The sequence below is a fragment of the Sporosarcina sp. A2 genome (genome assembly GCF_050858885.1).
GTDB lineage: Bacteria > Bacillota > Bacilli > Bacillales_A > Planococcaceae > Sporosarcina.
The window spans coordinates 941,663-966,620 of the sequence record NZ_CP193898.1; the positions used below are offsets into that span (position 1 = coordinate 941,663).

Sequence of the window (24,958 nt, forward strand, 5' to 3'; positions counted from 1 at the left end):
GTTATTTCCGATGACCAATACGACTGATCAATTGGCGATTAATACGATCCGAACGTTATCGATCGACGCTATCGAAAAAGCAAACTCTGGCCATCCAGGCCTTCCTATGGGAGCTGCACCAATGACATATGTGCTTTGGACACAGCATATGCACCATAATCCTTCAAATCCATCATGGTTTAACCGTGACCGATTTGTTTTGTCCGCAGGACATGGTTCTATGTTGCTTTACAGCATGCTCCATTTAAGTGGATATGATTTACCTATGGACGAACTGAAAAATTTCCGTCAATGGGGATCTAAAACACCTGGACATCCGGAATACGGTCACACTGCTGGAGTTGAAGCTACAACAGGGCCACTTGGACAAGGTATTGGTATGGCAGTCGGTATGGCTATGGCTGAAAAGCATCTAGCGTCCACATACAACAAGCCTGGCTTTGATGTTGTTGATCATTATACGTATGCCCTTTGTGGTGACGGGGACTTGATGGAAGGTGTAGCTGCTGAAGCTATTTCACTCGCAGGCCATCTAGAATTGGACAAGCTGATCGTTCTTTATGACAGCAATGATATTTCGCTAGATGGCGAACTGGGCATGTCCTTCACAGAGAAAATCCAGAAACGCTTTGAATCATACGGATGGAATTACATTCATGTTGGAGACGGTAATGATACCGATCGTTTGAATGAGGCTATAAAAGAAGCCAAACAAAATACAGGCGGCCCAACATTGATTGAAGTAAAAACAGTTATCGGGTACGGCTCACCTAACAAGTCTGGTAAATCAGATGCTCATGGTGCTCCACTTGGTGAAGATGAGATGAAGTTAACAAAAGAGTCATACAAATGGACATTCGAAGAAGATTTCCATGTTCCTGAAGAAGTATACGAAATGTTCAAAACATCTGTACAGAAACTTGGTGTAGATAGCGAATCTGAATGGAACAAACTATTTACCGCTTACGAGAAAGAGCACGGAGAACTCGCTTCCCAACTTAAAAAGGCTATTGATGGTACTGACAAAGCGGCTGTAGAAGCACAATTGCCTGTTTACGAAGCGGGAAAGTCCATTGCGACTCGTTCTGCTTCAGGAGACTCAATTAATGCAATCGCGAAGGCATTACCGTCATTCTTCGGAGGTAGTGCAGATCTTGCAGGTTCAAACAAAACGGCAATCAAAGGGGCAGGAGATTTCCTTCCTGGAAGTTTTGAAGGACGCAACATCTGGTTCGGAGTTCGTGAATTTGCGATGGGTACTGCCCTTAATGGGATGACACTTCACGGAGGATTGAACGTCTTTGGAGGTACATTCTTCGTATTTAGTGACTATGTACGTCCGGCAATACGTCTATCGGCTTTAATGGGAATCCCAGTTACTTATGTATTCACGCATGATAGCATTGCTGTAGGTGAAGATGGACCTACACACGAACCTGTTGAGCATTTGGCATCCCTTCGCGCAATGCCTGGTTTGTCAGTGATTCGCCCAGCAGATGCAAATGAAACGTCAGCTGCCTGGAATTTAGCTGTCACTTCAACTAAAAAACCAACGGTACTTGTACTATCTCGACAAAACTTGCCAGTCTTAGAGAAATCAGCTGAACTTGCTTCGAGCGGCGTGAGCAAAGGTGCTTACACAGTTTCTCCAAGTAAACAAGGTCAACCTCAAGCAATTTTAATTGCTACTGGTTCAGAAGTTAGTTTAGCTGTGACTGCACAAGAGCAATTAAGCGAAAAGGGAATCGATGTCTCTGTCGTTTCAATGCCTTCTTGGGACCGATTTGAAGAGCAAGATGCAGCGTATAAAGAAAGTGTCTTACCAAAAGCAGTAACAGCTCGTCTTGCACTTGAGATGGGATCGTCTCTTGGGTGGCACAAATATGTTGGCAACGATGGGGATGTTCTTGCCATTGATACATTCGGTGCGAGTGCACCTGGAGAAACTGTCATGGAAGAGTACGGATTCAGCACGGCAAATGTCGTGTCCAAAGTATTGGCGTTGCTTAACAAGTAATTTAATATCTTTTTTAGGGCAGGGAGCTATTCATGGTATCCCTGCCCTTATTTCATTCCTATTATTTAATTATTTTGAAAGTTCGACATAAATAGTGTGGTTCTATTACGTGAAGTGACAGCCTTTGCGAAATCCCTCCTGTACGATAGTGTAAAGGGGTGGACATACATGCGAACTTATGGGATTTATAAAATTAAAGAAATGTACCAAACATTTGTCCTTGGACGAGAAAGACTCCTATATGACTTATTAAAAGCAGATGGCCGTGAAAATCATTTACAAGAAGTGCGCTATCTATGTGATCGATTGGAAATAAGTAGTATAGAAGATGCAATCATGAGTGAACTTGGTAAGAATTTTCATACAGTAGAAGCAGGGGATATGAACTATACACTCACTCATCCAATGAAAGGGACGATTGACATTGGATTTTCCTCACATGCATTGCATGCGGCTTGCCATGGTTCAAGAATGTTGGATCTTGATTTATTTGTAGCACTATCCAGTGTTGAGGATCGCTATTTTGCAATAATGGACGAGGCGGGTGAGTGGGGCTGGTTGAAGCCCGTTCGACATACATCCTCATCATTAGACCCCCAATATGTCTTTGTATAGAATTTCGGGAAATTGAATTTCTGTATTCTTTCTGTGAATGGTTTAAAAATTACGAGGCTCTAATGATTGAGACGTTGCGTATTAGGGCTTCGATGCTGTATAATCCTTCTTGGTGGAAACACTTGGACTATTGCAGTAGGGGAGGTAGTACGTATGACTGTTTGGTGGATCGTTGGAATTATTGTTGCACTTGCAGCAGGAGTTGCCCTAGGTTTCTTCTTAGCTCGTCAATACATGATGAAGTATTTGAAAGATAACCCGCCGATTAATGAAGATATGCTTCGAATGATGATGATGCAGATGGGGCAGAAACCTTCTCAAAAGAAAATTAATCAAATGATGGCTCAAATGTCTAAAGCGTCTGAAAAAGATGCTAAGAAAAAGAAATAAAAACATTCAATTATAAGGTTTTTATGACTTTTATGAATGATAAAAATAACAACATCCCGTTCAATGTATAACATCGAACGGGATTTTTTAATTTAAAAATCCATATTTTCTTAGAAAACGTTTTACTGTTGCTTCATACTCTTCAGGATTTTCATTAAATGATCGAGCATGTGCACCTTTAGGGAACAACTTGATGGATTTAGCTCCTGTTTTCTTTTCAAATAATTCTTCAGTCATATGCGGGAGAATGAAATCATCCTCCAAACTATGAATGAAAAGCATTGGCTCTTTCACTTGTGTGATTACTTGCTTCGGAGACACAAGCGAGGTCGTGTAGCCGTCTCTGATTTTTAAGAAAATATTAGCAAAGCGAATGACTTTTGGTGTCCGGAGTGGAGTTGTCGTTTTAAGTATATGGAAAACTTGCTCAGTGAAATCTGAAAACGGGCAATCTGCAACGTAAAAATCCGCTTCTTCAGGGTAGGTTCCAGCTGTCAAAATCATAGTTGCCGCACCCATCGACTCGCCATGTATACCTAGAAGTGCCCTTCGCCCAATACGCTCACGGACTGCTTGAATGATTGCGCGCAAATCCATTTTTTCGTAGAAGCCAAAGCTTGTCGTTTTCCCTCCGGATTCCCCGTGGCGTCGGTGATCATACACAACGGAGTTAAATCCAAGCCGCTCGAACATCCGAGCAAACTTCATGGAATTAATTTTGTTTTCCGTTACACCATGACAGATGACTACAGTCTTTGTCGTATCCAGTGGTCTTAAGTAAACTGCATGAAGTAGATATCCGTTAGGTGACTGGACTCGCATAGTTGTTTTGGGGACAGTTTCATACCAATGTGCATCAAATCGCCTCGCTATGGACTCACGCTTCAATACAACTTCGGCATCTTTAATTTTTAGAAACATTAGTCGGTTGGTTGCCAGAATACCAACAGTTGTTGCAACTGCTGTTACTAGAACCGTTACCCCACCTGTTATCGCAAGTAAGCGCTTCCTCCTCATAAGACTCAGCTCCTTAGTTCCTACCCTTTTCGTACAATTGGTACATACCAGTTTCAATTGGATGAGAAACGTGTGGAGCAATTACATCAATCGCTTCACATAATTTTTTAATATCAACTCCTGTTGTAATGTTAAGAGATGCTAGCATGTTAACCACATCTTCAGTTGCTACATTTCCTGTAGCACCGTCTGCAAAAGGACAACCGCCAAGACCACCAGCAGAAGTGTCGAAACGATCGATACCTGCTTGAAGAGAAGCAAATATGTTTGCAAGTGCCATTTTTCGAGTGTCATGGAAATGAGCAGTTAACAGTACAGTTGGAAAAGCTTGACGAAGACGTATGAATAGTTCGTAGCTTTCTAAAGGATTTGCCATGCCAATCGTATCTGCCACACTCAGTTCGTCTACACCTAATGCGACAAACTTTCTGCATAGTTCGATACATTCTTCTACATCAATTTTTCCTTCATAAGGACAATAGAAAGCAGTAGATATACATGCGCGGACAAATATTCCTTCTTCTTTTAACTTGAAAATAACTGGTGTAAGTGCTTCTATACTCTCGTCAGTCGTACGGTTAATATTTTTTTGGTTAAATGTATTACTCACACCGACGAAAACGGCTATACTTTTAGCTCCTGCTTCTTGTGCAAGTGCAACACCCTTTGCGTTTGGTGCAAGTACAATAGATCGTTCCGTTAAATCTGCCTGATTCATAATTTCACGTGCATCACTCATTTGAGGTACCCATTTAGGGGACACAAAAGAGGTGAGCTCCATTTCTGTAATACCGGCTTCTTTTAACTTATTGATAAATGCAATTTTTATATCTGTTTCAACCTGGTTCTTTTCATTTTGCAATCCATCCCGAGGTCCTACCTCGATAAGTGTCACTTTTTTTGGTAAACTAAACATACAATCCCTCCTACAGCTTATTCTAACGGACTGTAGCAGATGCAGGCAATTCATATGTGGGAATGTTCTGTATTTCTTAAAGGGAAAATACATACTCAAACAAAATGGGGGAATAAAAATGTCTGAACAAATTGTCATTGCAAGTGCTGTTCGAACACCAATCGGTTCTTTTTTAGGTGGCTTAAAAGATATCAGTGCTACAGAACTTGGAGCACTTGTCATTAAGGAAGCTGTTAAAAGAGCTGGGATTGAAGGTGCGGATGTAGATGAAGTCATCATGGGGAATGTACTTCAAGCTGGTCTAGGACAAAACCCTGCTCGTCAGGCTTCCATAAGAGCAGGATTACCTGAACAAGTTCCAGCGATGACAATCAATAAGGTATGCGGTTCTGGACTAAAGGCTGTACAACTAGCGCGTCAGGCGATTTTATCGGGTGATGCGGAGATTGTTGTCGCAGGCGGTATGGAAAGTATGAGCAGAGCGCCATACGTCTTAAACAATGCACGAGAAGGTTTTAAAATGGGAGACCAAAAAATGGTCGATACTATGATTTCAGATGGACTTTGGTGTGCATTTAACGACTATCATATGGGCGTAACAGCTGAAAACCTTTGTGATCGATACGGTTTGACGCGGGAAGAACAAGATGAATTTGCCGCAAACTCTCAAAAGAAAGCCGCAACAGCACGAGCAGAGGGTAAATTTGTTGATGAAATTGTACCAGTTGTGATTCCAGTGCGTCGTGGTGAGCCGATCTTATTTGAAGAAGATGAATATATAAAAGAGGGTACGACTGCAGACAAGTTAGCCAAACTACGTCCTGCATTTAAAAAAGATGGAAGTGTGACAGCAGGAAACGCTTCAGGTTTGAATGACGGTGCGGCTGCATTAGTCATTATGTCCAAAACTAAAGCGGATGCTCTAGGTATTACGCCTCTTGCAGTAATCAAGGCAAATGCAAGCGCTGGAGTAGATCCTTCTGTTATGGGTATCGGACCTGTACAGGCTGTCTCTAATGTGTTAAATCGCTCTGGTCTAACACTTGCAGATATGGACTTAATTGAAGCGAATGAAGCATTTGCAGCGCAATCATTAGCGGTGGATCGCGAATTGAAATTTGATGCAGATAAACTAAATGTTAACGGAGGAGCAATCGCATTAGGACACCCAATCGGAGCAAGTGGTGCTCGGATTCTTGTGACATTGCTACATGAAATGAAAAGACGAGATGCTAAACGTGGGTTGGCGACATTATGTATAGGCGGAGGTCAAGGTGTCGCGACGATCGTTGAACGACCTTAATGAGAAAAGAGGAGAACAAATCATGGCAAAAAAAAGAAATCAGCAACGACCTGAAACTATAGTTAAAGATGATGGTTCTTTACGACTTGCAGATTCTTTAGGAGAAAACATTCTCTCTAAACTGAAACAAGCAAAGGCAGAACTATGGGAAGTAGAAAACCAGGCTGAAGTGGCTCGAAAAGAACAAGTAATTAGAGAAAAGCGAGAAAAAGAAGCAAACAAGAGCTTTGCAGAACTATTGGACGAATATGATGGGAAAACAAAAAAATACTAATTAACAGAACCGCATGTGATGCTCACATGCGGTTTTGTAGATGTTGAAAGGAAAGAGTAAATGATTATTCAAGAAGTATTCATTAGGAAATTGGAAATGATGATGAAACAGCCTTTTTCAACTAGTTTCGGGACGATGCAAAACAGGAAATTCATTCTCATTGAAGTGATCGATGACCTAGGCAATCGAGGATGGGGAGAAGGAGTAGCCTTTTCAATTCCTTGGTATACAGAAGAGACTACCGAGACATCCATGCACATCCTCGTTGACTTCTTAATCCCACTCCTAAAAGGACAGACAATCGAACATCCCGATGACGTCAGCAAAATTTTCAGCTCTATTCGGAAAAATAATATGGCAAAAGCAGCAATTGAATGTGCAGTTTGGGATTGTTGGGCCAAGCGTCGTGGAATCACACTCACTCAAGCACTCGGCGGTGAAAAAGAAAGCATTGACGTCGGAATTAGCATTGGGTTACAACAAGACTTTGATGTATTAGCTGAACGAATTGACCAAAGTTTAACGACGGGGTACAAACGCATTAAAGTTAAAATTAAACCAGGGAATGACTTGTCGCTCTTATCTCAAATTCGAGAACGGTTTCCAACCATCCCACTTATGGCGGATGCCAATTCAGCTTATACGCTAAAAGACATCGATTTATTGAAAAGGTTGGATCAATTTGACTTAATGATGATCGAACAACCTCTTGCTGCCGATGACATTGTTGACCATGCAACACTTCAAAAAAAAATTCGAACACCCATATGTCTGGACGAAAGTATTCTTTCAGCTGAAGATGCACGGAAGGCCATTCAACTGGGAAGTTGCGGTGTAATCAACGTGAAAATAGGTCGAGTGGGTGGATTGACGGAAGCGAAAAGAATTCATGATGTGTGTCAAAAAGCTGGAGTTCCTGTTTGGTGTGGCGGAATGTTAGAAGCTGGTATTGGAAGAGCCCATAACATAGCCCTGACGACATTACCTAATTTCACGTTACCAGGAGATACAGCAGGCTCTTCGTCGTATTGGCAAAGGGACATTATAACACCAGAAGTTTTTGTCACAGACGGTACGATAATGGTTCCTCAGTCAGTTGGAATAGGTTACGAAGTAGATCTGAAAGAACTGGATCGACATACGATTGAGCGTAAGCAAATACGACTTTAAAAAGTTCTACACATACTTTTCAACTTTCTGTCCATACTAAATACAAATAGTTATGGAGGAGAGAGAAAATGAAAAAAATATGGATGATGTTTGCAGCATGCTTATTAATATTTTCGTTAGCGGCTTGTGGTAAGAAAGATAAAGATGTATCAGATCAAACGAAGGATACCGGAGTTGTTGAGAATGAAAGTGACACAACTACTGACATGGATGGAACAAAGGACGAAAATGTAGCAGGCGATGAAAACGTAGCAGGTGACCAAACGGTAGAAAACGCAGACGAAATTGCTGATGCTGTCGCAAGCCTTGAAGAAGTAGATCATGCAAATGTTCTCAAGATGAACAACAGTGCATATGTGGGTGTGACGCTTAAAGAGGGAACAGACTCCACTAAGGAATTAGATACTAAGATTGCAGATAAGGCTAAAGAGGCTGGGACTGACACAGACAAGGTTTACGTTTCCACAAATCCTGATTCTGCAAAACAAATTGATGATTATAGTGAAAAAATTCGTACTGGCAAGCCTGTAGAAGGACTATTCGCTGAAATTGGAGATGCCATGAAGCGAATGTTCCCTGATGCACATTAAGTAAATAAAAAAGAACCCGACAATGAATGTGTCGGGTTCTTTTCATTATTACATATTTACATAAGACGAAGAAAGTTCAGTAACCCAATTGAGGGAATCCGTTTCATCCCCCAACTGAATTTTTGTTAGCGTGTCATACAATTTCTTAGAAAGCTCACCCGTTATACCTTCGTTTACGTTCATGATTGTTCCGTTCCAATTCAGTTCACCAACCGGTGATATAACAGCGGCTGTACCTGTTCCAAATACTTCTTCAAGTTTCCCAGAAGCATGAGCTAGTGCAAGTTCTTCCATAGAAACTTTGCGTTCAGTGACGGGTGTTCCCCAATGAGCAAGTAATTCAATAATGGATTTACGTGTAATCCCTTCTAAAATACTGCCATTGATTTCAGGTGTGATGACTTCTCCATCGATTTTAAAGAAAATATTCATACTTCCTACTTCTTCGATATACTTTCGTTCGATTCCATCCAGCCACATCACTTGAGAATATCCTTGAGCGCTTGCCGTTTCTTGTGCTTTCAACGCTGAAGCATAATTTCCTGCCGTTTTTGCGCTGCCCGTACCGCCTTTTACCGCGCGGACAAATTCGTTTTCCACTAGGATTTTAATAGGATGAATTCCTTCTTCATAGTAGGAACCTACAGGTGATAGGATGATATAAAATTGGTATGTGGTTGCTGGTGCAACGCCTAAAAAGGCTTCTGTCGCAATGACGAATGGGCGAATATAAAGTGATGTACCTTCAAGTGTGGGAACCCAATCTTGTTCAACTTTCAATAATTCAAGAAGGCTCTCAAGAGCATCGATTTCGTCTATTTGAGGCATACAGAGTCTATCTAAAGAGCGATTCAAACGCTTAAAGTTTTCCTCTGGTCGGAATAACCGGATTGAATTATCTTTTGCACGATAGGCTTTGAGTCCCTCAAACACGGTCTGTCCGTAATGGAACACGATTGCAGCCGGATCGAGTGTAATAGGTGCATACGGAACGATTCGAGAATTTTGCCAGCCGATTCCTTTTACATAATCTGTGATAAACATGTGATCCGTGAAATGTCTTCCGAAAGCTAGACTCTCTTCTTTAGGCTTCACTTTACGGGAATCTGTTAGGTTGATAGTAATCTTGGATGTCATCATGGCTTATTTCCCCTTTTCAAATAAAAGTCACTTGCAATTGATATATCGAATACTGCCATTATACTCCATTCTTTGATAAATGAAAGAATAGTTTGTATTTTATTTTTATTACAAAATTGAAACCGATTACAGTATAGATAGTTTGAGCAATTGTCCTGACAGTTGTACACTGTTCAAGTAAAGAAGGAGGGGAACCGAACGTGGAAAAAATTATCATTATCGGATCCGGCATTTTGGGCGCGTCAACAGCGTACGAATTAGCAAAACGCGGAGCTTCAGTTATTGTGATTGATCGTAATGACACTGGAAGTGCGACAAAAGCAGCAGCGGGTATCATTTGTCCTTGGTTATCGCAGCGAAGAAATCAAGATTGGTATCAACTTGTGCGAAATGGTGCAAAACATTATGGAACACTTATACAAGAGCTGGAATCGCTAGGTGAAACTGAAACGGGTTATCGTAAAGTAGGTGCAATCAGTTTGTATTCTGAAACCACTAAACTTGAAAAAGCTTACGATCGCGCGCATTTAAGAAGAGAGCAAGCTCCTGAAATCGGTTCTATAAAGAAATTATCTGAAGCTCAAACTAAGCATTATTATCCTCTGATTGCTGAGGGATTTCAATCGATATACATATCCGGAGCTGCACGAGTAGATGGAAGACAGCTCCAACAAGCGTTAATTCGCTGTGCTAAACAATACGGTGCTATTTTTAAAAAAGGTAGCGCATCTCTTGATAAAACTGCAGATGGAACTATTCAAGTGGTTTGCGATGAACAGATAACTGAAGCCGATAAAATTATTCTAACAACAGGTGCATGGGCACCACAGTTAGAATCATTAAATATCCGCCTTAAAGTTAGAGGTCAAAAAGCTCAAATCGTACATATGAATCCAAACGATGTTCAAAGTTCGAATTGGCCAGTCGTTATCCCTCCAGGGGACCAATATTTGCTGTCTCTAGATGACGGCCGAGTGATTGCTGGTGCGACCCACGAAGACGAAAACGTTTTTTCACCTACAGTGACAGTAGGCGGTGTGCAAGAAATTTTGACGAAGGCAATTCATGTTGCTCCTGGTTTATCGGAAGCCGAATTATTGGAAGTGAGAACAGGAATACGGCCGTTCACTCCTGGTTTTCTGCCAATTATTGGTCCAGTGGCTGCATATGAACATATATTTGTAGCGAATGGGTTAGGGGCATCTGGACTCACTGCGGGTCCATATCTAGGGAAATTACTTGCGCAACTTGTGAATGGTGAGCAGGTAGAAATCGATTTAAGTCCATATTCTGTAGATCAAGCAATCGAACCGCTCTAAAAGAATCCGCTTACATTTTCGTGGTTTCACAATATGGTTTATTTTCTGCTTAGAGCATGCTATACTGAAGTCAAAATTGAATACATTCACTCATATAATAGCGGAGATATGGTCCGCAAGTTTCTACCGGTTTGCCGTAAACAAACTGACTATGAGGGCAACTGACTTGAGGATATCTATCGAGAGATGATTGATTTCCCCTAGTTTGCATCTGGTAGATTTTAAGCCGTGATGACCTTTGCTCCACTCATAGATATGTTTGGATGCGCGGGTCATGCGGCTTTTTCGTATGTCCGCCATATCATTGAGGAGGAATTGCGATGCAACTGTTAAAAGACAAGATTATGGAAGAAGGAAACGTATTACCTGGAGATGTTTTGAAAGTCGATTCCTTCTTAAATCATCAGATAGATGCAGAATTGATGCAAGCTGTAGGGAATGAATTTGCACGTATGTTTGCGAATGCAGGTATAACAAAGATTTTGACACTAGAGTCATCAGGAATTGCACCTTCAGTAATGGCTGCTCTTCAGCTTAAAGTTCCAGTGGTGTTCGCGCGTAAGCGTAAATCATTGACGCAAAACAGTAATCTATATAGCGCATCTGTCTATTCTTATACAAAACAGGAATCCAATGAAATCTCAGTTTCTGAAGCACACCTATGCGAGAATGACACTTTGCTAATTATTGACGACTTTCTTGCAAATGGACAGGCTGTACTCGGCTTGTTGGAAATTGCAGAACAAGCGGGTGCATCAACGGCGGGTATTGGTATTGTCATCGAAAAAGGTTTCCAACCAGGTGGGGCGATGTTGCGTGAAAAAGGACTCCGTGTAGAATCACTCGCGATTATTAAATCACTTGAAAACCAGCAAATCACCTTCCGGGAGGCTGTCGAACAATGAAAACGACACTTCTAGGAATCCAACATCTTTTAGCTATGTATGCAGGCGCAGTTCTTGTTCCACTTATTGTAGGCGGAGCCATTGGTCTGACATCTCAACAGCTCACATATCTTGTTTCTGTCGATATATTAATGTGTGGTGTCGCAACACTTCTACAAATCATGACAAACAGATATTTTGGAATTGGACTTCCTGTTGTGCTTGGTTGTACGTTTACAGCTGTTGGACCAATGATTGCAATCGGAACTTCGTTTGGATTATCGGCAATATATGGTTCAGTCATAGCTTCAGGATTAATTATTGTATTAATCAGTGGGTTTTTCGGGAAATTGGTAAGGTTTTTCCCTCCAGTTGTGACAGGTTCAGTTGTAACAATTATTGGGATTACCCTAATACCTGTAGCTATTAATAACATGGGTGGCGGACAAGGGGCTGCAGATTTCGGATCAATAACGAATATTCTCTTGTCATTTGGAACACTTGCATTCATCATTCTTGTATACCGATTTTCTACGGGGTTTTTACGGGCGATTGCCATTTTAATAGGTATGGGAGCTGGAACTCTTGCAGCTATCTTAATGGGAGTTGTTGACTTCACGGCAGTAGGAGAAGCATCTATTTTCCACATTGCACAACCGTTCTTCATTGCAACTCCATCGTTCCACTGGCAGCCGATTTTAACAATGACGATCGTTGCGATGGTTTCACTTGTAGAGTCAACAGGTGTGTATTTCGCACTTGGTGACATTTGTGAAAAAGAAATTAAATCTAAAGATCTCGAAAAAGGATATCGTGCCGAAGGACTTGCATCGGTTCTTGGAGGAATCTTTAATGCATTTCCTTATACAACGTTTTCTCAAAATGTTGGACTTATCCAAATGTCGGGTGTTAAATCTAGAAAAGTGTTAGTAATTACAGCGGGAATGCTAATTGGTCTTGGATTCATGCCAAAAGTTGCTGCACTTGCAACGGTTATTCCGAATGCTGTGCTTGGTGGAGCAATGGTTGCGATGTTCGGAATGGTTGTTTCTCAAGGAATTAAAATGTTGAGCACAGTTGTTGTGAAGTCACAAGACAACGCTATGATCGTCGCTTGTTCTGTTGGTATCGGGCTAGGTGTATCTGTGGTTCCTGAATTATTCGCGCAGTTGCCTAAAGGCATTCAATTATTGACTAGCAACGGAATTGTTGCAGGAAGTATTACAGCGATTACACTCAATATCATATTTAACATGATACCGAAACGTAAGAGCAAAAAAGCAGTAGTTCTCAAAGAGCAAGAAGCATAAAAAAGAGTGGAGAGCATTCATTGCTCTCCACTCTTTTTTTGTGTTATAGAAGGTTAGATTCTATGCTGCTCATAGTTGTGTAAAGGTAGAAGCTTAATTAGTTCGTCTAATTGTAGCCCTTCATACCCTATTTCATACGCATGTAGAGAGTCGGTCAACTGTTCCCGCGTACGTGCGCCTACTAATGTGGTCACAATCCGATCATTACGCAGGGCAAACTGTATAGCAGCGGCATGAAGATTTGTGGAACTAGATGTTAGCTTTTTGATGATATCTCCGAGTTCAGGTTGTTCTACCGCTACGAACGAGTCCAGTTTGTTGACTCGTTCTTTACCTTCAGCAGTCAATAGACCTTTTGCAAGAGTTCCTCGTGCAACAATAGAAGCTCCATTACTTTCAAGTAGTGGGAACCACTCTTCTGGACGTCGATCGAGCATGTTATACTGCATCATTACAGATACAGCAGCACTTTTAGACAAAAATCGTTGAATAACATTTGGTCGTATGGAGGAGATTCCATATTCACGGATAATACCTTCACGTTTCAACTGGTCAAACGCCTCTATGACCTCATCTACGTTGTCTTCCATTGTACCTCCATGAAGTTGATACAAATCAATATAATCGGTCCCTAATCGACTGAGGCTAGCTTTGACACCCTCTGTGATATGTTGCTTAGAAGCATTCCAGTGCCATGTCTTTCCATCTGGATTCATTTCATTGCCGACTTTTGTTGCTAGGATGATATCTTTCCTATGGTTTTTGATAGCATGTCCAACTAATTCTTCATTTGCACCGTTTTCATACAAGTCCGCCGTATCAAAGAATGTAATACCTGAGTCGAGCGCGGTAGCTACTACTTCAACGACCTCATGGCGATCCTTAGGCAAGGACATACACCCGAGTCCAAGTTCCGATATTAGCATTCCACTTGTTCCGAGTTCTCGCTTCTTCATCCAAACACCTCCGTTAACCTCATGGTATACTGGTCTAAACAAGAAAGAAAGCGAGAGATGTCTATGAAAAATCTTAATGAAAAAACAATTTCAAGTGAAACGATATATAGTGGTAAAATGATTGATGTACGAATAGATGAAGTTGAACTGCCAGACGGTAAGCGTTCAAAACGCGAGCTTGTAACGCATCCAGGAGCGGTGGCGGTACTTGCAATCACTAACGATAGTAAAATCGTTTTAGTAGAACAATTCAGAAAATCCTTAGAGCGGACATTAATTGAAATACCTGCAGGTAAAATAGAGCCTGGAGAAGCTCCAGAAAAAACTGCAATTCGAGAATTGGAAGAAGAGACGGGATACTTTGCAAAAGAGTTTTCGTATATTCAGTCGTTTGCTACGTCTCCGGGATTTGCAGATGAAGTCATTCATTTGTATTTAGCGCAATCCTTAGTGAAAGTCGAAAACCCGGCAGCTGGAGATGAAGATGAGTTTATTAACGTGCTCGAATGCTCTATAAACGAAGCGGAAGAAATGATGAAAGACGGTCGGATTTTTGACGCAAAAACTGCATTTGCCTTGTTATATAGTAAGGAACTCTTGAAAAAATGAACTAATTTCTACCGGACGAGCATAGGGTAGTACAAACTATTCGGAGGTGCTTGTCTATGGTTCGTTCATTATCAATGTTGCACTTATTTGTAGTTCTAGCAGTAGGCTACATAGGAGGCGTTTTGCTGTATCGCGTCATTCCTGGTGCAGATTTCCCTATGATTGTCCGCTTTTACGACGGTCGTGCTGCTACGAATGATTCTACTTCGCTTATCATTGAACTGACAACAGTTGTGTCTTTCTTTGTACTTGCAGCGGTACTTGCGATGTTTAAGAAAACCAGATATCTAGTGATGCTTGTTGGTGCGTTCAAGAGTGTCTTGTTTGGGCTGGCATCTGCACACATTCTTGCTCTTGAAGTTAATATGTTAGTCTATGCAGGGTGGTGGTTCCCTTTTCATCTAGTAGCTACATTTCTTGTATTGTTATTTTGCTGGACGATCTCTCCACCATTCTTCACTCGTAGACCGTCTAAGCGACAGATGCATTTTAAAGGACCACTTATGCTTTTTGGCGCTAGTCTCGTAGTTTTCGTTGTGGATAAGGTTGTATACAGTCTCTTAGCAGGCTAAAAGTGCGACAGGGCGGTTTCCTTTCTATTGTCATAACGAATAGCGGTTTGCTATAATAGAATCATTCTTGAGGGGGGCGTCCTATGGAAAGCCGAATTGAACGCATAAAAAAACAATTGCACGGGGCCAGCTATAAATTGACGCCTCAACGAGAAGCTACAGTCATGGTGCTCTTAGAAAACGAAGCAGACCATTTGAGTGCAGAAGATGTCTTTCTGCTCGTCAAAGAAAAAGCCCCAGAAATTGGGCTAGCTACTGTTTATAGAACACTAGAATTGTTAACTGAATTGAAAGTCGTAAACAAAATTAATTTTGGAGATGGAGTTGCGCGCTACGATTTACGTAAAGAAGGAGCGGCAAGGTTCCACCATCATCTAATATGTATTGAATGCGGAGCGGTCGATGAAATTCAAGAAGATCTTCTCGGTGAGGTAGAAAAAGTCGTTGAAAAACGATTTGGATTTACAGTGAAAGATCATTGGTTGACCTTTCACGGGATTTGCAAACGTTGCAAATCTGAAGGGGATACAAAGGGGAAGTGAAAGAGGGCGGCAGCATGCTGTCCTCTTTTAACGTTTTTGTTTGAAAAGGAGGGAAGGAGTCTGCTGCAGCACGATGCTGCGACGCTTAGACATCCGCATCGATGGTAGACTTACAATTCGCACTGCAAGATTACTTGCACTTTTTGAAAGTTGAACGACAGCTAGCGGATAATACAATTTCTTCATACAAACGCGACTTGGTAGCGTATACAAATTGGATATCCACTAATTTGAAAGCCTCTGAAAAAATAGAAAAACAACAAATCACAGCACATTTACGTGAGTTGAAAGAACAGGGTAAGTCTTCAAGGACCATATCGAGACATATTTCGTCCATTCGTTCTTTCCATCAGTTTATGTTAAGGGATAAAGTAACAGACACAGATCCAACCGTTCATCTAGAACTTCCGAAGTTAGATAAGAAGTTGCCACGAGTGTTATCGGTTACTGAAATCGACAAGCTTATTCAATCAATTGGCACTACAACACTTCAACAAGTGAGAGATACAGCTATACTTGAATTGTTATACGGCACCGGGATGAGGGTAAGTGAACTAATAGGAATGAATGTAGAAGACATCAATTTAACAATGGGATTTGTTCGTGTTTTTGGTAAAGGGAGTAAGGAACGAATTGTTCCTCTAGGGAATACTGCGGTGAAAGCGTGTACAATCTATATAGAAGAAGTACGTCCTGCATTTGAAACCTCAGGTCCAAGTAAAGATGCACTCTTTTTAAATGTTAGAGGTGGGCGGCTGACCCGGCAAAGTATATGGGGCCTCTTGCAGGAAATTTCGCAAAGAGCAAAACTTAGTCAAAAGCTAACGCCGCACATGTTGCGACACTCGTTCGCGACACATCTTGTTGAGAATGGTGCGGATTTACGAGCTGTTCAAGAAATGCTTGGTCACGCTGATATATCAACGACTCAAATTTATACCCATGTTAGTAGAACCCGTTTGAAAGATGTATATAGTCAGTTTCATCCAAGAGCGTAAAGAATAATTAGGAGGTAATTTTATGTCTAATCAACCATTTAAAAGAATTCATCTCATCGTTCTCGATTCCGTTGGGATCGGTGAAGCGCCAGACGCTCATTTGTTTGGTGACGAAGGTGCTGATACGCTTGGCCATATCGGAGAGCACATGGAAAACGGATTGCATATGCCGAACCTAGCTCGTATGGGCTTGTCTAATATTAAAAAAATAGCAGGTATTCCTGAGGAACAATCACCGCTTGCCCTTTACGGCAAGATGCAAGAAGCATCCGTAGGGAAAGATACGATGACAGGTCATTGGGAAATGATGGGGCTTAACATTGATAAGCCATTCAAAGTGTATCCAAACGGGTTCCCAGAAGAACTGATTGCGGAATTGGAAAAGCGGACTGGTCGGAAAGTAATCTGTAACCAACCGGCTAGTGGCACGGCTGTCATTGAAGATTTCGGAAAAGAACATATGGAAACAGGTGCATTGATAGTCTATACTTCAGCGGATCCAGTTCTTCAGATTGCTGCACACGAAGATATTATTCCAATCGAAGAGCAGTATAGGATTTGTGAGATTGCACGCGAACTTACATTGGATCCGGAATTTCTTGTAGGACGCGTTATTGCACGTCCATTCGTTGGGGAACCAGGAAGTTTTGCTCGGACGACTAATCGTCATGACTATGCTCTGAAGCCTTTCTCTCCAACAGTTATGAACGGATTGCAGGACAGTGGTAAAGATGTCGTCGCTGTAGGAAAAATTTCGGATATATTTAACAACGAAGGTGTCACAAAAGCAGTTCGCACGAAAAGTAACATGGACGGCGTTGATAAGTTGTTAATTGAAATGGACACAGATTTTGAAGGATTGAGTTTTACAAACCTAGTCGATTTTGATGCGTTGTTCGGTCACAGACGTGATCCTGAAGGATACGGACAGGCATTGCAAGAATTTGACGCAAGAATGCCCGAAATCATGAATCACTTGAAACCGAATGATTTGTTGATTATTACAGCGGATCACGGAAATGATCCGATCCATGAAGGAACGGATCACACACGTGAATTTGTTCCATTACTCGTATTTTCTCCTAGCTTTACAAGTGGCGGCACTTTACCATTACGTAAAACATTTGCGGATATCGGTGCAACAGTTGCTGAGAACTTTGATGCGAAAGCGCCTAAATTCGGAGAAAGCTTCCTACATGCATTAATTGAAAAGGTTCGGTGATTTGAATGAGAATGGTCGATGTGATTCAGAAAAAAAGAGATGACGAAACATTAACTAAAGAAGAAATCCAATTCTTTGTAAACGGTTATACAGATGGATCGATTCCTGACTACCAAGCAAGTGCGTTCCTGATGGCCACTTACTTTTCAGGAATGGATGCAGAAGAACAAGGCTATTTAACAATGGCGATGGCAAGTTCAGGAGACCAAATCGATTTGTCTGCTATCGAAGGTATTAAAGTCGACAAGCATTCCACAGGTGGTGTTGGGGATACAACGACACTGATATTGGCGCCTCTTGTTGCAGCATGCGGTGTTCCTGTTGCAAAAATGAGTGGACGGGGTCTCGGCCATACCGGTGGAACGCTTGATAAGCTGGAAGCCATTGAAGGATTCCATGTGGAAATTACGGAAGAAGATTTCGTACGTCAAGTGAACGACCTAAAGTTAGCTGTCATCGGGCAAAGCGGGAATTTAACACCGGCCGATAAAAAACTGTACGCTCTTCGAGACGTTACAGCGACCGTAGATAGCATTCCGCTCATCGCAAGCTCAATTATGAGTAAAAAGATTGCTGCAGGCGCTGACGCGATTGTGTTGGACGTGAAGACAGGTGACGGTGCATTCATGAAGACAACGGAAGATGCAGAAGCACTTGCCCAATCAATGGTAGCGATTGGCAAAGAAGTAGGTCGTAATACGATGGCTGTCATTTCAGATATGAGTCAGCCACTTGGATATGCTATCGGAAATGCTTTAGAGGTTAGAGAAGCTATTGATACATTAAAGGGTGAAGGTCCAGAAGATTTAACAGAGCTTTGCTTAGTCCTTGGCAGTAAGATGCTTATTGCCGGCGGAAAAGCAAAGAGTTCCCACGACGCACGTAAAAAGTTGACGAAAGTGATTCAAGATGGTTCTGCACTTGAACTATTCGCCAAATTTCTAGAAGCACAAGGTGGAAATGCGGCTATTGTAGAAAATCCAGACTTGTTACCGACGGCAGCTTATCAAATCGAATTGAAGTCCCCAACTACAGGCTTTATAACAAAAATGGAAGCGGATGAAATCGGCGTTGCGGCTATGCTTCTTGGTGCTGGACGCGCGACAAAAGAAGACCATATTGACCTGGCAGTAGGAATCGTTTTAACAAAGAAAATTGGAGATTCAGTGAAAGCTGGCGAGACAATCGCTATTATTCACTCGAATACAGAGGATACTTTGAAGACAGAAAGCTTACTTTTGAAGCACATCCACATCTCGCAGCATTCAGTAAAGCGACCAAAGCTGATTTACAAAGTGATGGATTGAAACAACTAATTTTTTAAAGGTGACTATCTAAGAAGTACCATTCGTGCATTTCACGAATGGTGCTTTTTTGTTTCTTTTCAAATGAATTGTCTGCTTACTGTCATTTTTGGACAGACTGAATATATTGTCGGTTGTCGGTTCGTGTAACCTCATCACTTGTTTTGACTAGTTTTGTCAACAAGAAGGGTTCTGTATTCTTGCTGTTGAATAGTTGGCGAGAAGGAGGGATTGACGATGACAGATATAACAATCACATCTACTGGCATCATTGTTGTTACGTTACGCGGAGAATTAGGAAATCATGAGGCTAATCGTATTCGAACACAAATTTCATCGGAGATCTTTAGTGGGAAAGCGCATGCTGTCATTTGGGACTTGACCCAACTGGGTTTTATGGATAGTTCCGGAATCGGTCTGATTTTAGGAAGAATGCGCGATCTATCTCCTCAAAACGGAGAGACGCTCATACTGAACCCATCTGCGACGATGGAGAAGATTTTTCAATTCTCAGGTCTTGGCACAGTGGTGAGGCACTGCAATGTAGAAAAAGCTATAGGTGAAATCGGAGGGGTTTTACATGAACAATGAGATGACATTGTCATTTGTCGCAATTGAAGAAAACGAAGCGTTGGCTAGAATGACGATGACGTGTTTCATATCACCTTTGGATCCTACGATTGAAGAACTATCAGAATTTAAAACAATTGTATCTGAAGCAGTTACGAATGCTATCATCCACGGATATGACTGTGATGGTAAACGAGAAGTGACTATCCATGCCAAAATTGAAGACAGCAAAGTATCAATGACTGTAACGGATGAAGGAAATGGTATTTTTGACGTCGATCAGGCCATGGAACCGATGTTTACTACAAAACCACTATTAGAACGATCAGGTATGGGGTTTACGATTATGGAAAGTTTTGCAGACAAGTTATCTGTTGAATCTGCAATAGGGCAAGGGACTGTCGTTCGGTTTGAAAAAACATTTTCTCCGGTCACGGAAAAAAGCAGAATGAGGTGACCTATGGAAATGTCTGTTGAAAAAAATGGAGCACTTCTATCCCAAGAGGAAATGCGCATGCTGATTCAACAGTCCCAAGCTGGCGATAAGGAATCCCGCAGACGCATGGTTGAAGGTAACACACGTCTCGTCTGGTCAATTGTACAGAGGTTCGCTTCGCGTGGTGCAGACTTGGAAGATCTGTTTCAAATCGGCTGTATTGGTCTTATGAAGTCAATAGATAAATTCGATCTTAGCTATGAAGTCAAGTTTTCAACTTATGCCGTTCCGATGATTGTCGGTGAAATTCAACGATTTTTACGTGATGATGGAATGGTGAAAGTGAGCAGGTCAATACGTGAACTCAGTTTCAAAATCAGACATGCAACAGATAGTTATGTGAAAGAACATGGTACGTCCCCATCTATCTCGGAGCTCGCAGAAACTTTGGAAGTAACAATTGATGACATTATTTTAGCTTCTGATGCATTACGAGACCCGGCATCTCTTCATGAACAACTCTATGACAGTGATGGAGATAGTTTGACGTTAATGGATCAGTTGAAAGATGATCGATCGACGCGGTTGTTTGATCATATCCCGTTGCGAGATGTCATCTCGAAATTAAATAAGCGAGATCAAACGATTATTTATATGCGTTATTACTTGGATTGTACACAAAGCGATATAGCAGAACGAATAGGAATTTCCCAAGTACAAGTTTCGAGGTTAGAAAAGAAGATTCTCGCTCAACTGAAAACTTGGATGGGCGCAAACGTAGAAGAGACATTAGATAAAGCGAGGGTTGATCGGTAAATGAATCCATTATTTGCATCTAAAAGTGAAGCAGAAGCCTGGTTTGTTGATAAATTCGGTACAGGTGAAACGTTTGATGCGGTCGCAAAGGAACTTCACATATGGGAAATGCCTGTGCTGCTACTATATGTCAATGGACTTGTGGATGGACAAACGATCACAACATTATTAACAGAAATGCAAAATGCAAATAGAAATCAAGCAACTTCTCACCTTTCTGGTGAGAAGTTGCTTACTTACTTTCCATACCACGCAGTAGAACAGCCTAAGAGTAGAGAAGAATTTTTAACATCCATCTTAAGTGGACTCGCTGGTTTTGTAACAGAAGATGGTTTTACTTTTCTCATCGATATCCGGAGTTATCCGGGAAGACAACCAGAAGAACCTGATAATGAAAAAGTTATTCGCGGATCACGCGATGGATTCACGGAGAACATCCTTCAAAATACGACTTTGATCCGTAGAAGACTGAGAACGCCTAAATTACGCTTCGAAATGCACAAAGTTTCTGCAGTAGGTAAAACGGATGTTGCAATCTCCTATATTAAAGGGGCTGTAAATGAAGATATTTTGAATGGAATCAGGAAAAGAATGGATGAAATTGAAACAGACGGTTTAACGATGACCGATAAATCATTGGAGGAATTCCTATTTAAGCAACGATATAATCCGATGCCTTTTGTTCGTTATACAGAACGACCAGACATATGTGCAGCCCATCTTCTAGAAGGTCATATTGCGCTAGTCGTTGACACATCTCCTTCTGCTATCCTCGTGCCGACCACAATTTTCGATCATTTACAGCATGCGGAAGAATATCGACAGGCGCCACTAATCGGTACATTTGTACGTATGCTTCGGATGGCTGGTGCACTTCTGAGTCTTCTGTTGCTTCCTTTTTGGTATTTACTTGCTACAAAATCACAATATATTCCTGAGTTCCTGCACTATATCGGTCCAGATGATCCTGGGGCAGTTCCGTTATTTGTCCAATTATTATTAGCTGATTTAGGAATTGAAGTGTTGCGAATGGCGGCTATTCATACGCCTTCTCCGATGACAACCGCCATGGGGCTCGTCGCAGCAATCGTCATTGGACAAGTTGCAATTGATGTAGGATTATTTACTCCTGAAGTCGTTCTTTACGTTTCGGTTAGTGCGATCCTAACTTTTGCCATTCCATCCTATGAACTGAGTATTACTACAAAGTTATTTAGGATTGCCTTATTGATAGGTGCAGCTGTTGCAGGGGCACCAGGGTTCTTTATCATACTAGCTGTATTATTTTACTATTTAAGTTCTATGAAACCTCTTAATGTACCCTACTTGTGGCCGTTACTACCGTTTTTCCCGAAAGCAATGCTTCGCGTAATCTTGCGTCAACCAATGACAGAAGACATGCCTAGACCTTACATTACGCATTCCCCTAAGCGCAGTCGTATGCCGTAGACAATTGCCTGTCCAAGCGAGTTGTGATAAATTTGTCAGTAGACAACTCACTTTGTAGTTAACTGCAGAGTGATGATAATCACAAGTAATGGAGTGGAGGCAAACCAATGGATTTATACGGAACTCAAACGGTAAATGATAACGGACACCTAGTTATTGGCGGTTCAGACGCCGTCGATTTAGCACATGTCTATGGAACTCCGCTCGTAGTGTACGATACCGCGTTATTCCGCAAACGAGCTGCAGGCTTTCAAGAGACCTTCAAAAAGGTAGGAATACAAGCTCAAGTTGCTTACGCTAGCAAGGCATTTTCTTCGGTTGCTATTTATGAACTCGCAGCCCAGGAAGGATTATCGTTAGATGTCGTTTCCGGTGGGGAGTTATTTACAGCAGCAAAAGCCGATTTCCCAAGAGAGCGCATTCACTTCCATGGGAATAATAAGAGCTACATGGAATTAAATTATGCATTTGATGAAGAAATCGGCTGTATAGTAGTCGATAATTTCTTAGAACTTTCAATGGTTAAAGAAATTGCGTCCACTCGAAAACAACAAATGAATGTATTACTACGTGTAACGCCAGGTGTCGAGGCGCATACACATGAATTTATAACGACGGGACAAGAAGACTCCAAGTTTGGATTCGATTTGAAAAACGGGCAAGCGGACCAAGCGTTTGAACTTGCTTTTGAGGCACCATATTTAAACTTACTAGGACTTCATTGTCATATCGGTTCTCAAATTTTTGAGACAGACGCTTTCACCTATGCAGCAGAAGCTTTAATGGGTAAGATGAGAGCTTGGAAAGAAAGCCACTCTTTCGTTTGTAGCGTTCTCAATTTAGGTGGCGGATTTGGTATTCGATATACAGAAGAAGATCATCCGCTTGAACCGGAAGAATACGTAGAAAAAATGGCGAAAGTTGTAAAGACTTTAGCGGAGAGTTGGAATTATCCAATTCCTGAAATTTGGATAGAACCAGGACGTTCTCTAGTCGGGGATGCTGGTACGACACTTTACACGGTGGGTAGCGAGAAAGAAGTACCGGGAGTGCGGACATATATCGCTGTCGATGGAGGCATGTCCGACAATATCCGTCCCGCTCTTTACGATGCGAAGTATACTGCTGCTGTTGCGAATCATATGACAAAGCCTTATGACAAAACCGTAACAATTGCCGGGAAATGTTGTGAATCTGGAGACAAACTCATCGTGGATGCAAAGCTATCAGACGTTACAGAAGGCGACCTTCTTGCATTATTTTGTACAGGAGCGTATACGTATTCCATGGCAGGGAATTATAATAGATTGCCTAAACCCGCCGTTATTTTTGTGGAAGAGGGACATCATCAGCTAGTTATTCGTCGTGAAACGTATGAAGACATTGCGCGGTTAGACCTCTCCCTACAACAGAAGGTGAGGAAGGAACTTTAATGAAAAAGCGTAATCTTCTATTATTTTCAGGTATTGTTGTGTTGGCTCTAATTTGGGGAGCGGTCTATTGGTATTTTGTTGTGCCGATTATCGATCCGCGTTAAGACCTTAGTTGATAAATTAAAGACAATCCTGTAAAATCGAGCAGATAGTAATATTGAAAGTGAAGGGATACTTATGAAACTTGTTCGTTACAAGAAATCGTATCACAAAATAGCAATGGGCTTTCTTTCATACAGTTCCGGTGATCAGCCAGTCAAACAGCTTCAAGAAACGATGACACGTTATGAGACAGACGATAACTGGGAAATGTATTTAGTGAAAGAACAAGAAGATCTTATTGGAATTGTCGGTGCTGAAGTTGCAGACCATTCTTTTATCGTCCAACACTTATCCATTAATCCTTCTTTTAGAGGAGAAGGTATTGGAAAAGAAATGGTAACTAAGTTGCAAGAAGAATTTCCTGACAAAACCCCTGTAGGAAATCAATATACGGATGCATTTGTGAGTAAATGCGTTCTGGAAGAAACAAGAGCGGAACGCTAACGTCCGCTCTTCTTCTTTTCGTTGCGAAGTTTGAGAATATCACTTCTATCCCGAAGCATATGTTTATGAATAACATCATCACTACCAAAAGTAAGCAGTAGAAGTTGTTCTTTCTTAGTTTGAACCAATTCTAACAAATATGGAGATAGTAGCTTAATTTCTATTGCATGAAATGATTTTCCTAATGCTATTTCGTTCCGAGCATGATCAATGTCTTTTAGTAGTTGTTGGAAATCTACTTCATTTTTATACAACTCGAATTTGGAGTCCAGCGTGCTGAGTCGAAGGAATGCCTTATCAATTGTTCTGGAAGCACCTTGTGAATTTCCACGTCTCCAGTGGTACATTCCCGTCGATAGTAAGATGTACGCTGTTAACGGATGAGACTTGTTGTATCCAGGAATCGATTTCCAGTATTCTTCTAATACCTCGTGTCCCTCGAAATAGTCTTGATTGCCATTAAAATATACAAGAAACTCCACAAATAGCGGATGATAATAAGGATGCATACTCTCACTCCTATTCAAATAGTCCACCTGCTGTGAGCAGAGAAGGTGAAA

At 41.5% G+C, this 24,958-nt stretch carries 27 protein-coding genes and 1 riboswitch; of the genes, 22 read left to right on the forward strand and 5 right to left on the reverse strand.

Annotated features, from left to right (window positions below; all coding sequences use genetic code 11):
• Positions 1 to 10 precede the first annotated feature (10 nt).
• The 3 genes from tkt (at position 11) to ACRPI0_RS04320 (ending at position 3,022) form a co-directional block, all read left to right on the forward strand.
• Positions 11 to 2,017, forward strand: coding sequence for a transketolase (gene tkt / locus ACRPI0_RS04310; protein WP_432355056.1), 2,007 nt, complete (start codon positions 11 to 13; stop codon positions 2,015 to 2,017).
• Positions 2,018 to 2,185: 168 nt separating this feature from the next.
• Positions 2,186 to 2,632, forward strand: a complete 447-nt coding sequence (gene sirA / locus ACRPI0_RS04315; protein ID WP_432355057.1) for a sporulation inhibitor of replication protein SirA — start codon at positions 2,186 to 2,188, stop codon at positions 2,630 to 2,632.
• Between the two features lie 153 nt (positions 2,633 to 2,785).
• Positions 2,786 to 3,022 carry a YneF family protein gene (locus ACRPI0_RS04320; RefSeq protein WP_430286474.1) on the forward strand — a complete coding sequence of 79 codons (237 nt, stop codon included), beginning with the start codon at positions 2,786 to 2,788 and terminating at the stop codon, positions 3,020 to 3,022.
• A gap of 87 nt (positions 3,023 to 3,109) precedes the next feature.
• Here ACRPI0_RS04320 and ACRPI0_RS04325 read toward each other — a convergent pair whose 3' ends face one another.
• Positions 3,110 to 4,039: an alpha/beta hydrolase gene (locus tag ACRPI0_RS04325; RefSeq protein WP_432355058.1), complete on the reverse strand. Its 930-nt coding sequence runs from the start codon at positions 4,037 to 4,039 to the stop codon at positions 3,110 to 3,112.
• Between the two features lie 13 nt (positions 4,040 to 4,052).
• The gene (locus tag ACRPI0_RS04330; RefSeq protein ID WP_432355059.1) at positions 4,053 to 4,955 is read right to left on the reverse strand and encodes a hydroxymethylglutaryl-CoA lyase; all 903 of its coding nucleotides are present in this window, start codon (positions 4,953 to 4,955) and stop codon (positions 4,053 to 4,055) included.
• 118 nt (positions 4,956 to 5,073) lie between these two features.
• On the opposite strand from ACRPI0_RS04330, the gene ACRPI0_RS04335 reads away from it, so the two are divergent.
• From ACRPI0_RS04335 to ACRPI0_RS04350, 4 genes are all read left to right on the forward strand, one after another.
• A complete protein-coding gene (locus ACRPI0_RS04335) occupies positions 5,074 to 6,258 on the forward strand; it encodes an acetyl-CoA C-acetyltransferase (RefSeq protein WP_432355060.1) in 1,185 nt (394 codons plus the stop codon).
• A 22-nt stretch (positions 6,259 to 6,280) separates the two neighbouring features.
• A complete protein-coding gene (locus tag ACRPI0_RS04340) occupies positions 6,281 to 6,532 on the forward strand; it encodes a YqkE family protein (RefSeq protein ID WP_432355061.1) in 252 nt (83 codons plus the stop codon).
• Between the two features lie 60 nt (positions 6,533 to 6,592).
• Positions 6,593 to 7,702, forward strand: coding sequence for an o-succinylbenzoate synthase (gene menC / locus ACRPI0_RS04345; RefSeq protein WP_432355062.1), 1,110 nt, complete (start codon positions 6,593 to 6,595; stop codon positions 7,700 to 7,702).
• Between the two features lie 68 nt (positions 7,703 to 7,770).
• The gene (locus ACRPI0_RS04350; RefSeq protein ID WP_432355063.1) at positions 7,771 to 8,292 is read left to right on the forward strand and encodes a YhcN/YlaJ family sporulation lipoprotein; all 522 of its coding nucleotides are present in this window, start codon (positions 7,771 to 7,773) and stop codon (positions 8,290 to 8,292) included.
• Positions 8,293 to 8,340: 48 nt separating this feature from the next.
• On the opposite strand, the gene ACRPI0_RS04355 is transcribed toward ACRPI0_RS04350, so the two are convergent.
• A complete protein-coding gene (locus tag ACRPI0_RS04355; protein ID WP_432355882.1) occupies positions 8,341 to 9,429 on the reverse strand; it encodes a branched-chain amino acid aminotransferase in 1,089 nt (362 codons plus the stop codon).
• A gap of 203 nt (positions 9,430 to 9,632) precedes the next feature.
• Between ACRPI0_RS04355 and ACRPI0_RS04360 the strand changes: the two genes are divergently transcribed.
• The 3 genes from ACRPI0_RS04360 to ACRPI0_RS04370 all read left to right on the forward strand — a co-directional run bounded on the left by ACRPI0_RS04360 (position 9,633) and on the right by ACRPI0_RS04370 (position 12,945).
• Positions 9,633 to 10,751 carry an NAD(P)/FAD-dependent oxidoreductase gene (locus tag ACRPI0_RS04360; protein ID WP_432355064.1) on the forward strand — a complete coding sequence of 373 codons (1,119 nt, stop codon included), beginning with the start codon at positions 9,633 to 9,635 and terminating at the stop codon, positions 10,749 to 10,751.
• 70 nt (positions 10,752 to 10,821) lie between these two features.
• A riboswitch (purine riboswitch) is annotated at positions 10,822 to 10,923 on the forward strand.
• Between the two features lie 148 nt (positions 10,924 to 11,071).
• Entirely contained in the window at positions 11,072 to 11,656 is a 585-nt protein-coding gene (locus tag ACRPI0_RS04365; RefSeq protein WP_432355065.1) for a xanthine phosphoribosyltransferase, read from the forward strand.
• Positions 11,653 to 12,945, forward strand: a complete 1,293-nt coding sequence (locus ACRPI0_RS04370) for a nucleobase:cation symporter-2 family protein (RefSeq protein WP_432355066.1) — start codon at positions 11,653 to 11,655, stop codon at positions 12,943 to 12,945. Before ACRPI0_RS04365 ends, ACRPI0_RS04370 begins: the two co-directional genes overlap by 4 nt.
• A gap of 53 nt (positions 12,946 to 12,998) precedes the next feature.
• On the opposite strand, the gene ACRPI0_RS04375 is transcribed toward ACRPI0_RS04370, so the two are convergent.
• A complete protein-coding gene (locus ACRPI0_RS04375; RefSeq protein WP_432355067.1) occupies positions 12,999 to 13,901 on the reverse strand; it encodes an aldo/keto reductase in 903 nt (300 codons plus the stop codon).
• Between the two features lie 63 nt (positions 13,902 to 13,964).
• On the opposite strand from ACRPI0_RS04375, the gene ACRPI0_RS04380 reads away from it, so the two are divergent.
• From ACRPI0_RS04380 to ACRPI0_RS04435, 12 genes are all read left to right on the forward strand, one after another.
• On the forward strand, positions 13,965 to 14,510 hold the full coding sequence (locus ACRPI0_RS04380) for an NUDIX domain-containing protein (protein ID WP_432355068.1): 546 nt from the start codon (positions 13,965 to 13,967) through the stop codon (positions 14,508 to 14,510).
• A 56-nt stretch (positions 14,511 to 14,566) separates the two neighbouring features.
• Positions 14,567 to 15,082: a hypothetical protein gene (locus tag ACRPI0_RS04385; RefSeq protein WP_432355069.1), complete on the forward strand. Its 516-nt coding sequence runs from the start codon at positions 14,567 to 14,569 to the stop codon at positions 15,080 to 15,082.
• 83 nt (positions 15,083 to 15,165) lie between these two features.
• Positions 15,166 to 15,624: a Fur family transcriptional regulator gene (locus tag ACRPI0_RS04390; RefSeq protein WP_025784947.1), complete on the forward strand. Its 459-nt coding sequence runs from the start codon at positions 15,166 to 15,168 to the stop codon at positions 15,622 to 15,624.
• A 101-nt stretch (positions 15,625 to 15,725) separates the two neighbouring features.
• A complete protein-coding gene (gene xerD / locus ACRPI0_RS04395; RefSeq protein ID WP_432355070.1) occupies positions 15,726 to 16,622 on the forward strand; it encodes a site-specific tyrosine recombinase XerD in 897 nt (298 codons plus the stop codon).
• Between the two features lie 22 nt (positions 16,623 to 16,644).
• Entirely contained in the window at positions 16,645 to 17,844 is a 1,200-nt protein-coding gene (gene deoB, locus ACRPI0_RS04400) for a phosphopentomutase (RefSeq protein WP_432355071.1), read from the forward strand.
• A 5-nt stretch (positions 17,845 to 17,849) separates the two neighbouring features.
• Complete coding sequence (locus ACRPI0_RS04405; protein ID WP_432355072.1) at positions 17,850 to 19,151, forward strand: pyrimidine-nucleoside phosphorylase; 1,302 nt, start codon at positions 17,850 to 17,852, stop codon at positions 19,149 to 19,151.
• 234 nt (positions 19,152 to 19,385) lie between these two features.
• On the forward strand, positions 19,386 to 19,739 hold the full coding sequence (locus tag ACRPI0_RS04410) for an anti-sigma factor antagonist (protein ID WP_432355073.1): 354 nt from the start codon (positions 19,386 to 19,388) through the stop codon (positions 19,737 to 19,739).
• Complete coding sequence (spoIIAB, locus tag ACRPI0_RS04415; RefSeq protein ID WP_432355074.1) at positions 19,729 to 20,175, forward strand: anti-sigma F factor; 447 nt, start codon at positions 19,729 to 19,731, stop codon at positions 20,173 to 20,175. Before ACRPI0_RS04410 ends, spoIIAB begins: the two co-directional genes overlap by 11 nt.
• A gap of 3 nt (positions 20,176 to 20,178) precedes the next feature.
• A complete protein-coding gene (locus tag ACRPI0_RS04420) occupies positions 20,179 to 20,970 on the forward strand; it encodes a SigF/SigG family RNA polymerase sporulation sigma factor (RefSeq protein WP_432355075.1) in 792 nt (263 codons plus the stop codon).
• A complete protein-coding gene (locus ACRPI0_RS04425; RefSeq protein WP_432355076.1) occupies positions 20,971 to 22,419 on the forward strand; it encodes a spore germination protein in 1,449 nt (482 codons plus the stop codon).
• 107 nt (positions 22,420 to 22,526) lie between these two features.
• Complete coding sequence (gene lysA, locus ACRPI0_RS04430) at positions 22,527 to 23,852, forward strand: diaminopimelate decarboxylase (protein WP_432355077.1); 1,326 nt, start codon at positions 22,527 to 22,529, stop codon at positions 23,850 to 23,852.
• A gap of 177 nt (positions 23,853 to 24,029) precedes the next feature.
• Positions 24,030 to 24,398 (forward strand): GNAT family N-acetyltransferase, encoded by a 369-nt coding sequence (locus ACRPI0_RS04435; protein WP_432355078.1) that lies wholly within the window; start codon positions 24,030 to 24,032, stop codon positions 24,396 to 24,398.
• On the opposite strand, the gene ACRPI0_RS04440 is transcribed toward ACRPI0_RS04435, so the two are convergent.
• A complete protein-coding gene (locus ACRPI0_RS04440) occupies positions 24,395 to 24,907 on the reverse strand; it encodes a DUF309 domain-containing protein (protein WP_432355079.1) in 513 nt (170 codons plus the stop codon). The two genes, ACRPI0_RS04435 and ACRPI0_RS04440, sit on opposite strands and share 4 nt — an antisense overlap.
• Positions 24,908 to 24,958 lie beyond the last annotated feature (51 nt).

What these genes read in the sequence shown, in the direction of transcription:
- ACRPI0_RS04390 (WP_025784947.1), top strand. Translation starts at nt 15,166, where the DNA reads ATGGAAAGCCGAATTGAACGCATAAAAAAACAATTGCACGGGGCCAGC.
- ACRPI0_RS04325 (WP_432355058.1), bottom strand. Translation starts at nt 4,039, where the DNA reads ATGAGGAGGAAGCGCTTACTTGCGATAACAGGTGGGGTAACGGTTCTA.
- ACRPI0_RS04405 (WP_432355072.1), top strand. Translation starts at nt 17,850, where the DNA reads ATGAGAATGGTCGATGTGATTCAGAAAAAAAGAGATGACGAAACATTA.
- ACRPI0_RS04370 (WP_432355066.1), top strand. Translation starts at nt 11,653, where the DNA reads ATGAAAACGACACTTCTAGGAATCCAACATCTTTTAGCTATGTATGCA.
- ACRPI0_RS04355 (WP_432355882.1), bottom strand. Translation starts at nt 9,429, where the DNA reads ATGACATCCAAGATTACTATCAACCTAACAGATTCCCGTAAAGTGAAG.
- ACRPI0_RS04435 (WP_432355078.1), top strand. Translation starts at nt 24,030, where the DNA reads ATGAAACTTGTTCGTTACAAGAAATCGTATCACAAAATAGCAATGGGC.
- lysA (WP_432355077.1), top strand. Translation starts at nt 22,527, where the DNA reads ATGGATTTATACGGAACTCAAACGGTAAATGATAACGGACACCTAGTT.
- menC (WP_432355062.1), top strand. Translation starts at nt 6,593, where the DNA reads ATGATTATTCAAGAAGTATTCATTAGGAAATTGGAAATGATGATGAAA.
- spoIIAB (WP_432355074.1), top strand. Translation starts at nt 19,729, where the DNA reads ATGAACAATGAGATGACATTGTCATTTGTCGCAATTGAAGAAAACGAA.
- ACRPI0_RS04440 (WP_432355079.1), bottom strand. Translation starts at nt 24,907, where the DNA reads ATGCATCCTTATTATCATCCGCTATTTGTGGAGTTTCTTGTATATTTT.
- ACRPI0_RS04320 (WP_430286474.1), top strand. Translation starts at nt 2,786, where the DNA reads ATGACTGTTTGGTGGATCGTTGGAATTATTGTTGCACTTGCAGCAGGA.
- ACRPI0_RS04425 (WP_432355076.1), top strand. Translation starts at nt 20,971, where the DNA reads ATGAATCCATTATTTGCATCTAAAAGTGAAGCAGAAGCCTGGTTTGTT.
- deoB (WP_432355071.1), top strand. Translation starts at nt 16,645, where the DNA reads ATGTCTAATCAACCATTTAAAAGAATTCATCTCATCGTTCTCGATTCC.
- ACRPI0_RS04410 (WP_432355073.1), top strand. Translation starts at nt 19,386, where the DNA reads ATGACAGATATAACAATCACATCTACTGGCATCATTGTTGTTACGTTA.
- ACRPI0_RS04385 (WP_432355069.1), top strand. Translation starts at nt 14,567, where the DNA reads ATGGTTCGTTCATTATCAATGTTGCACTTATTTGTAGTTCTAGCAGTA.
- ACRPI0_RS04375 (WP_432355067.1), bottom strand. Translation starts at nt 13,901, where the DNA reads ATGAAGAAGCGAGAACTCGGAACAAGTGGAATGCTAATATCGGAACTT.
- tkt (WP_432355056.1), top strand. Translation starts at nt 11, where the DNA reads ATGACCAATACGACTGATCAATTGGCGATTAATACGATCCGAACGTTA.
- ACRPI0_RS04365 (WP_432355065.1), top strand. Translation starts at nt 11,072, where the DNA reads ATGCAACTGTTAAAAGACAAGATTATGGAAGAAGGAAACGTATTACCT.
- ACRPI0_RS04350 (WP_432355063.1), top strand. Translation starts at nt 7,771, where the DNA reads ATGAAAAAAATATGGATGATGTTTGCAGCATGCTTATTAATATTTTCG.
- ACRPI0_RS04330 (WP_432355059.1), bottom strand. Translation starts at nt 4,955, where the DNA reads ATGTTTAGTTTACCAAAAAAAGTGACACTTATCGAGGTAGGACCTCGG.
- ACRPI0_RS04420 (WP_432355075.1), top strand. Translation starts at nt 20,179, where the DNA reads ATGGAAATGTCTGTTGAAAAAAATGGAGCACTTCTATCCCAAGAGGAA.
- xerD (WP_432355070.1), top strand. Translation starts at nt 15,726, where the DNA reads ATGGTAGACTTACAATTCGCACTGCAAGATTACTTGCACTTTTTGAAA.
- ACRPI0_RS04335 (WP_432355060.1), top strand. Translation starts at nt 5,074, where the DNA reads ATGTCTGAACAAATTGTCATTGCAAGTGCTGTTCGAACACCAATCGGT.
- sirA (WP_432355057.1), top strand. Translation starts at nt 2,186, where the DNA reads ATGCGAACTTATGGGATTTATAAAATTAAAGAAATGTACCAAACATTT.
- ACRPI0_RS04380 (WP_432355068.1), top strand. Translation starts at nt 13,965, where the DNA reads ATGAAAAATCTTAATGAAAAAACAATTTCAAGTGAAACGATATATAGT.
- ACRPI0_RS04340 (WP_432355061.1), top strand. Translation starts at nt 6,281, where the DNA reads ATGGCAAAAAAAAGAAATCAGCAACGACCTGAAACTATAGTTAAAGAT.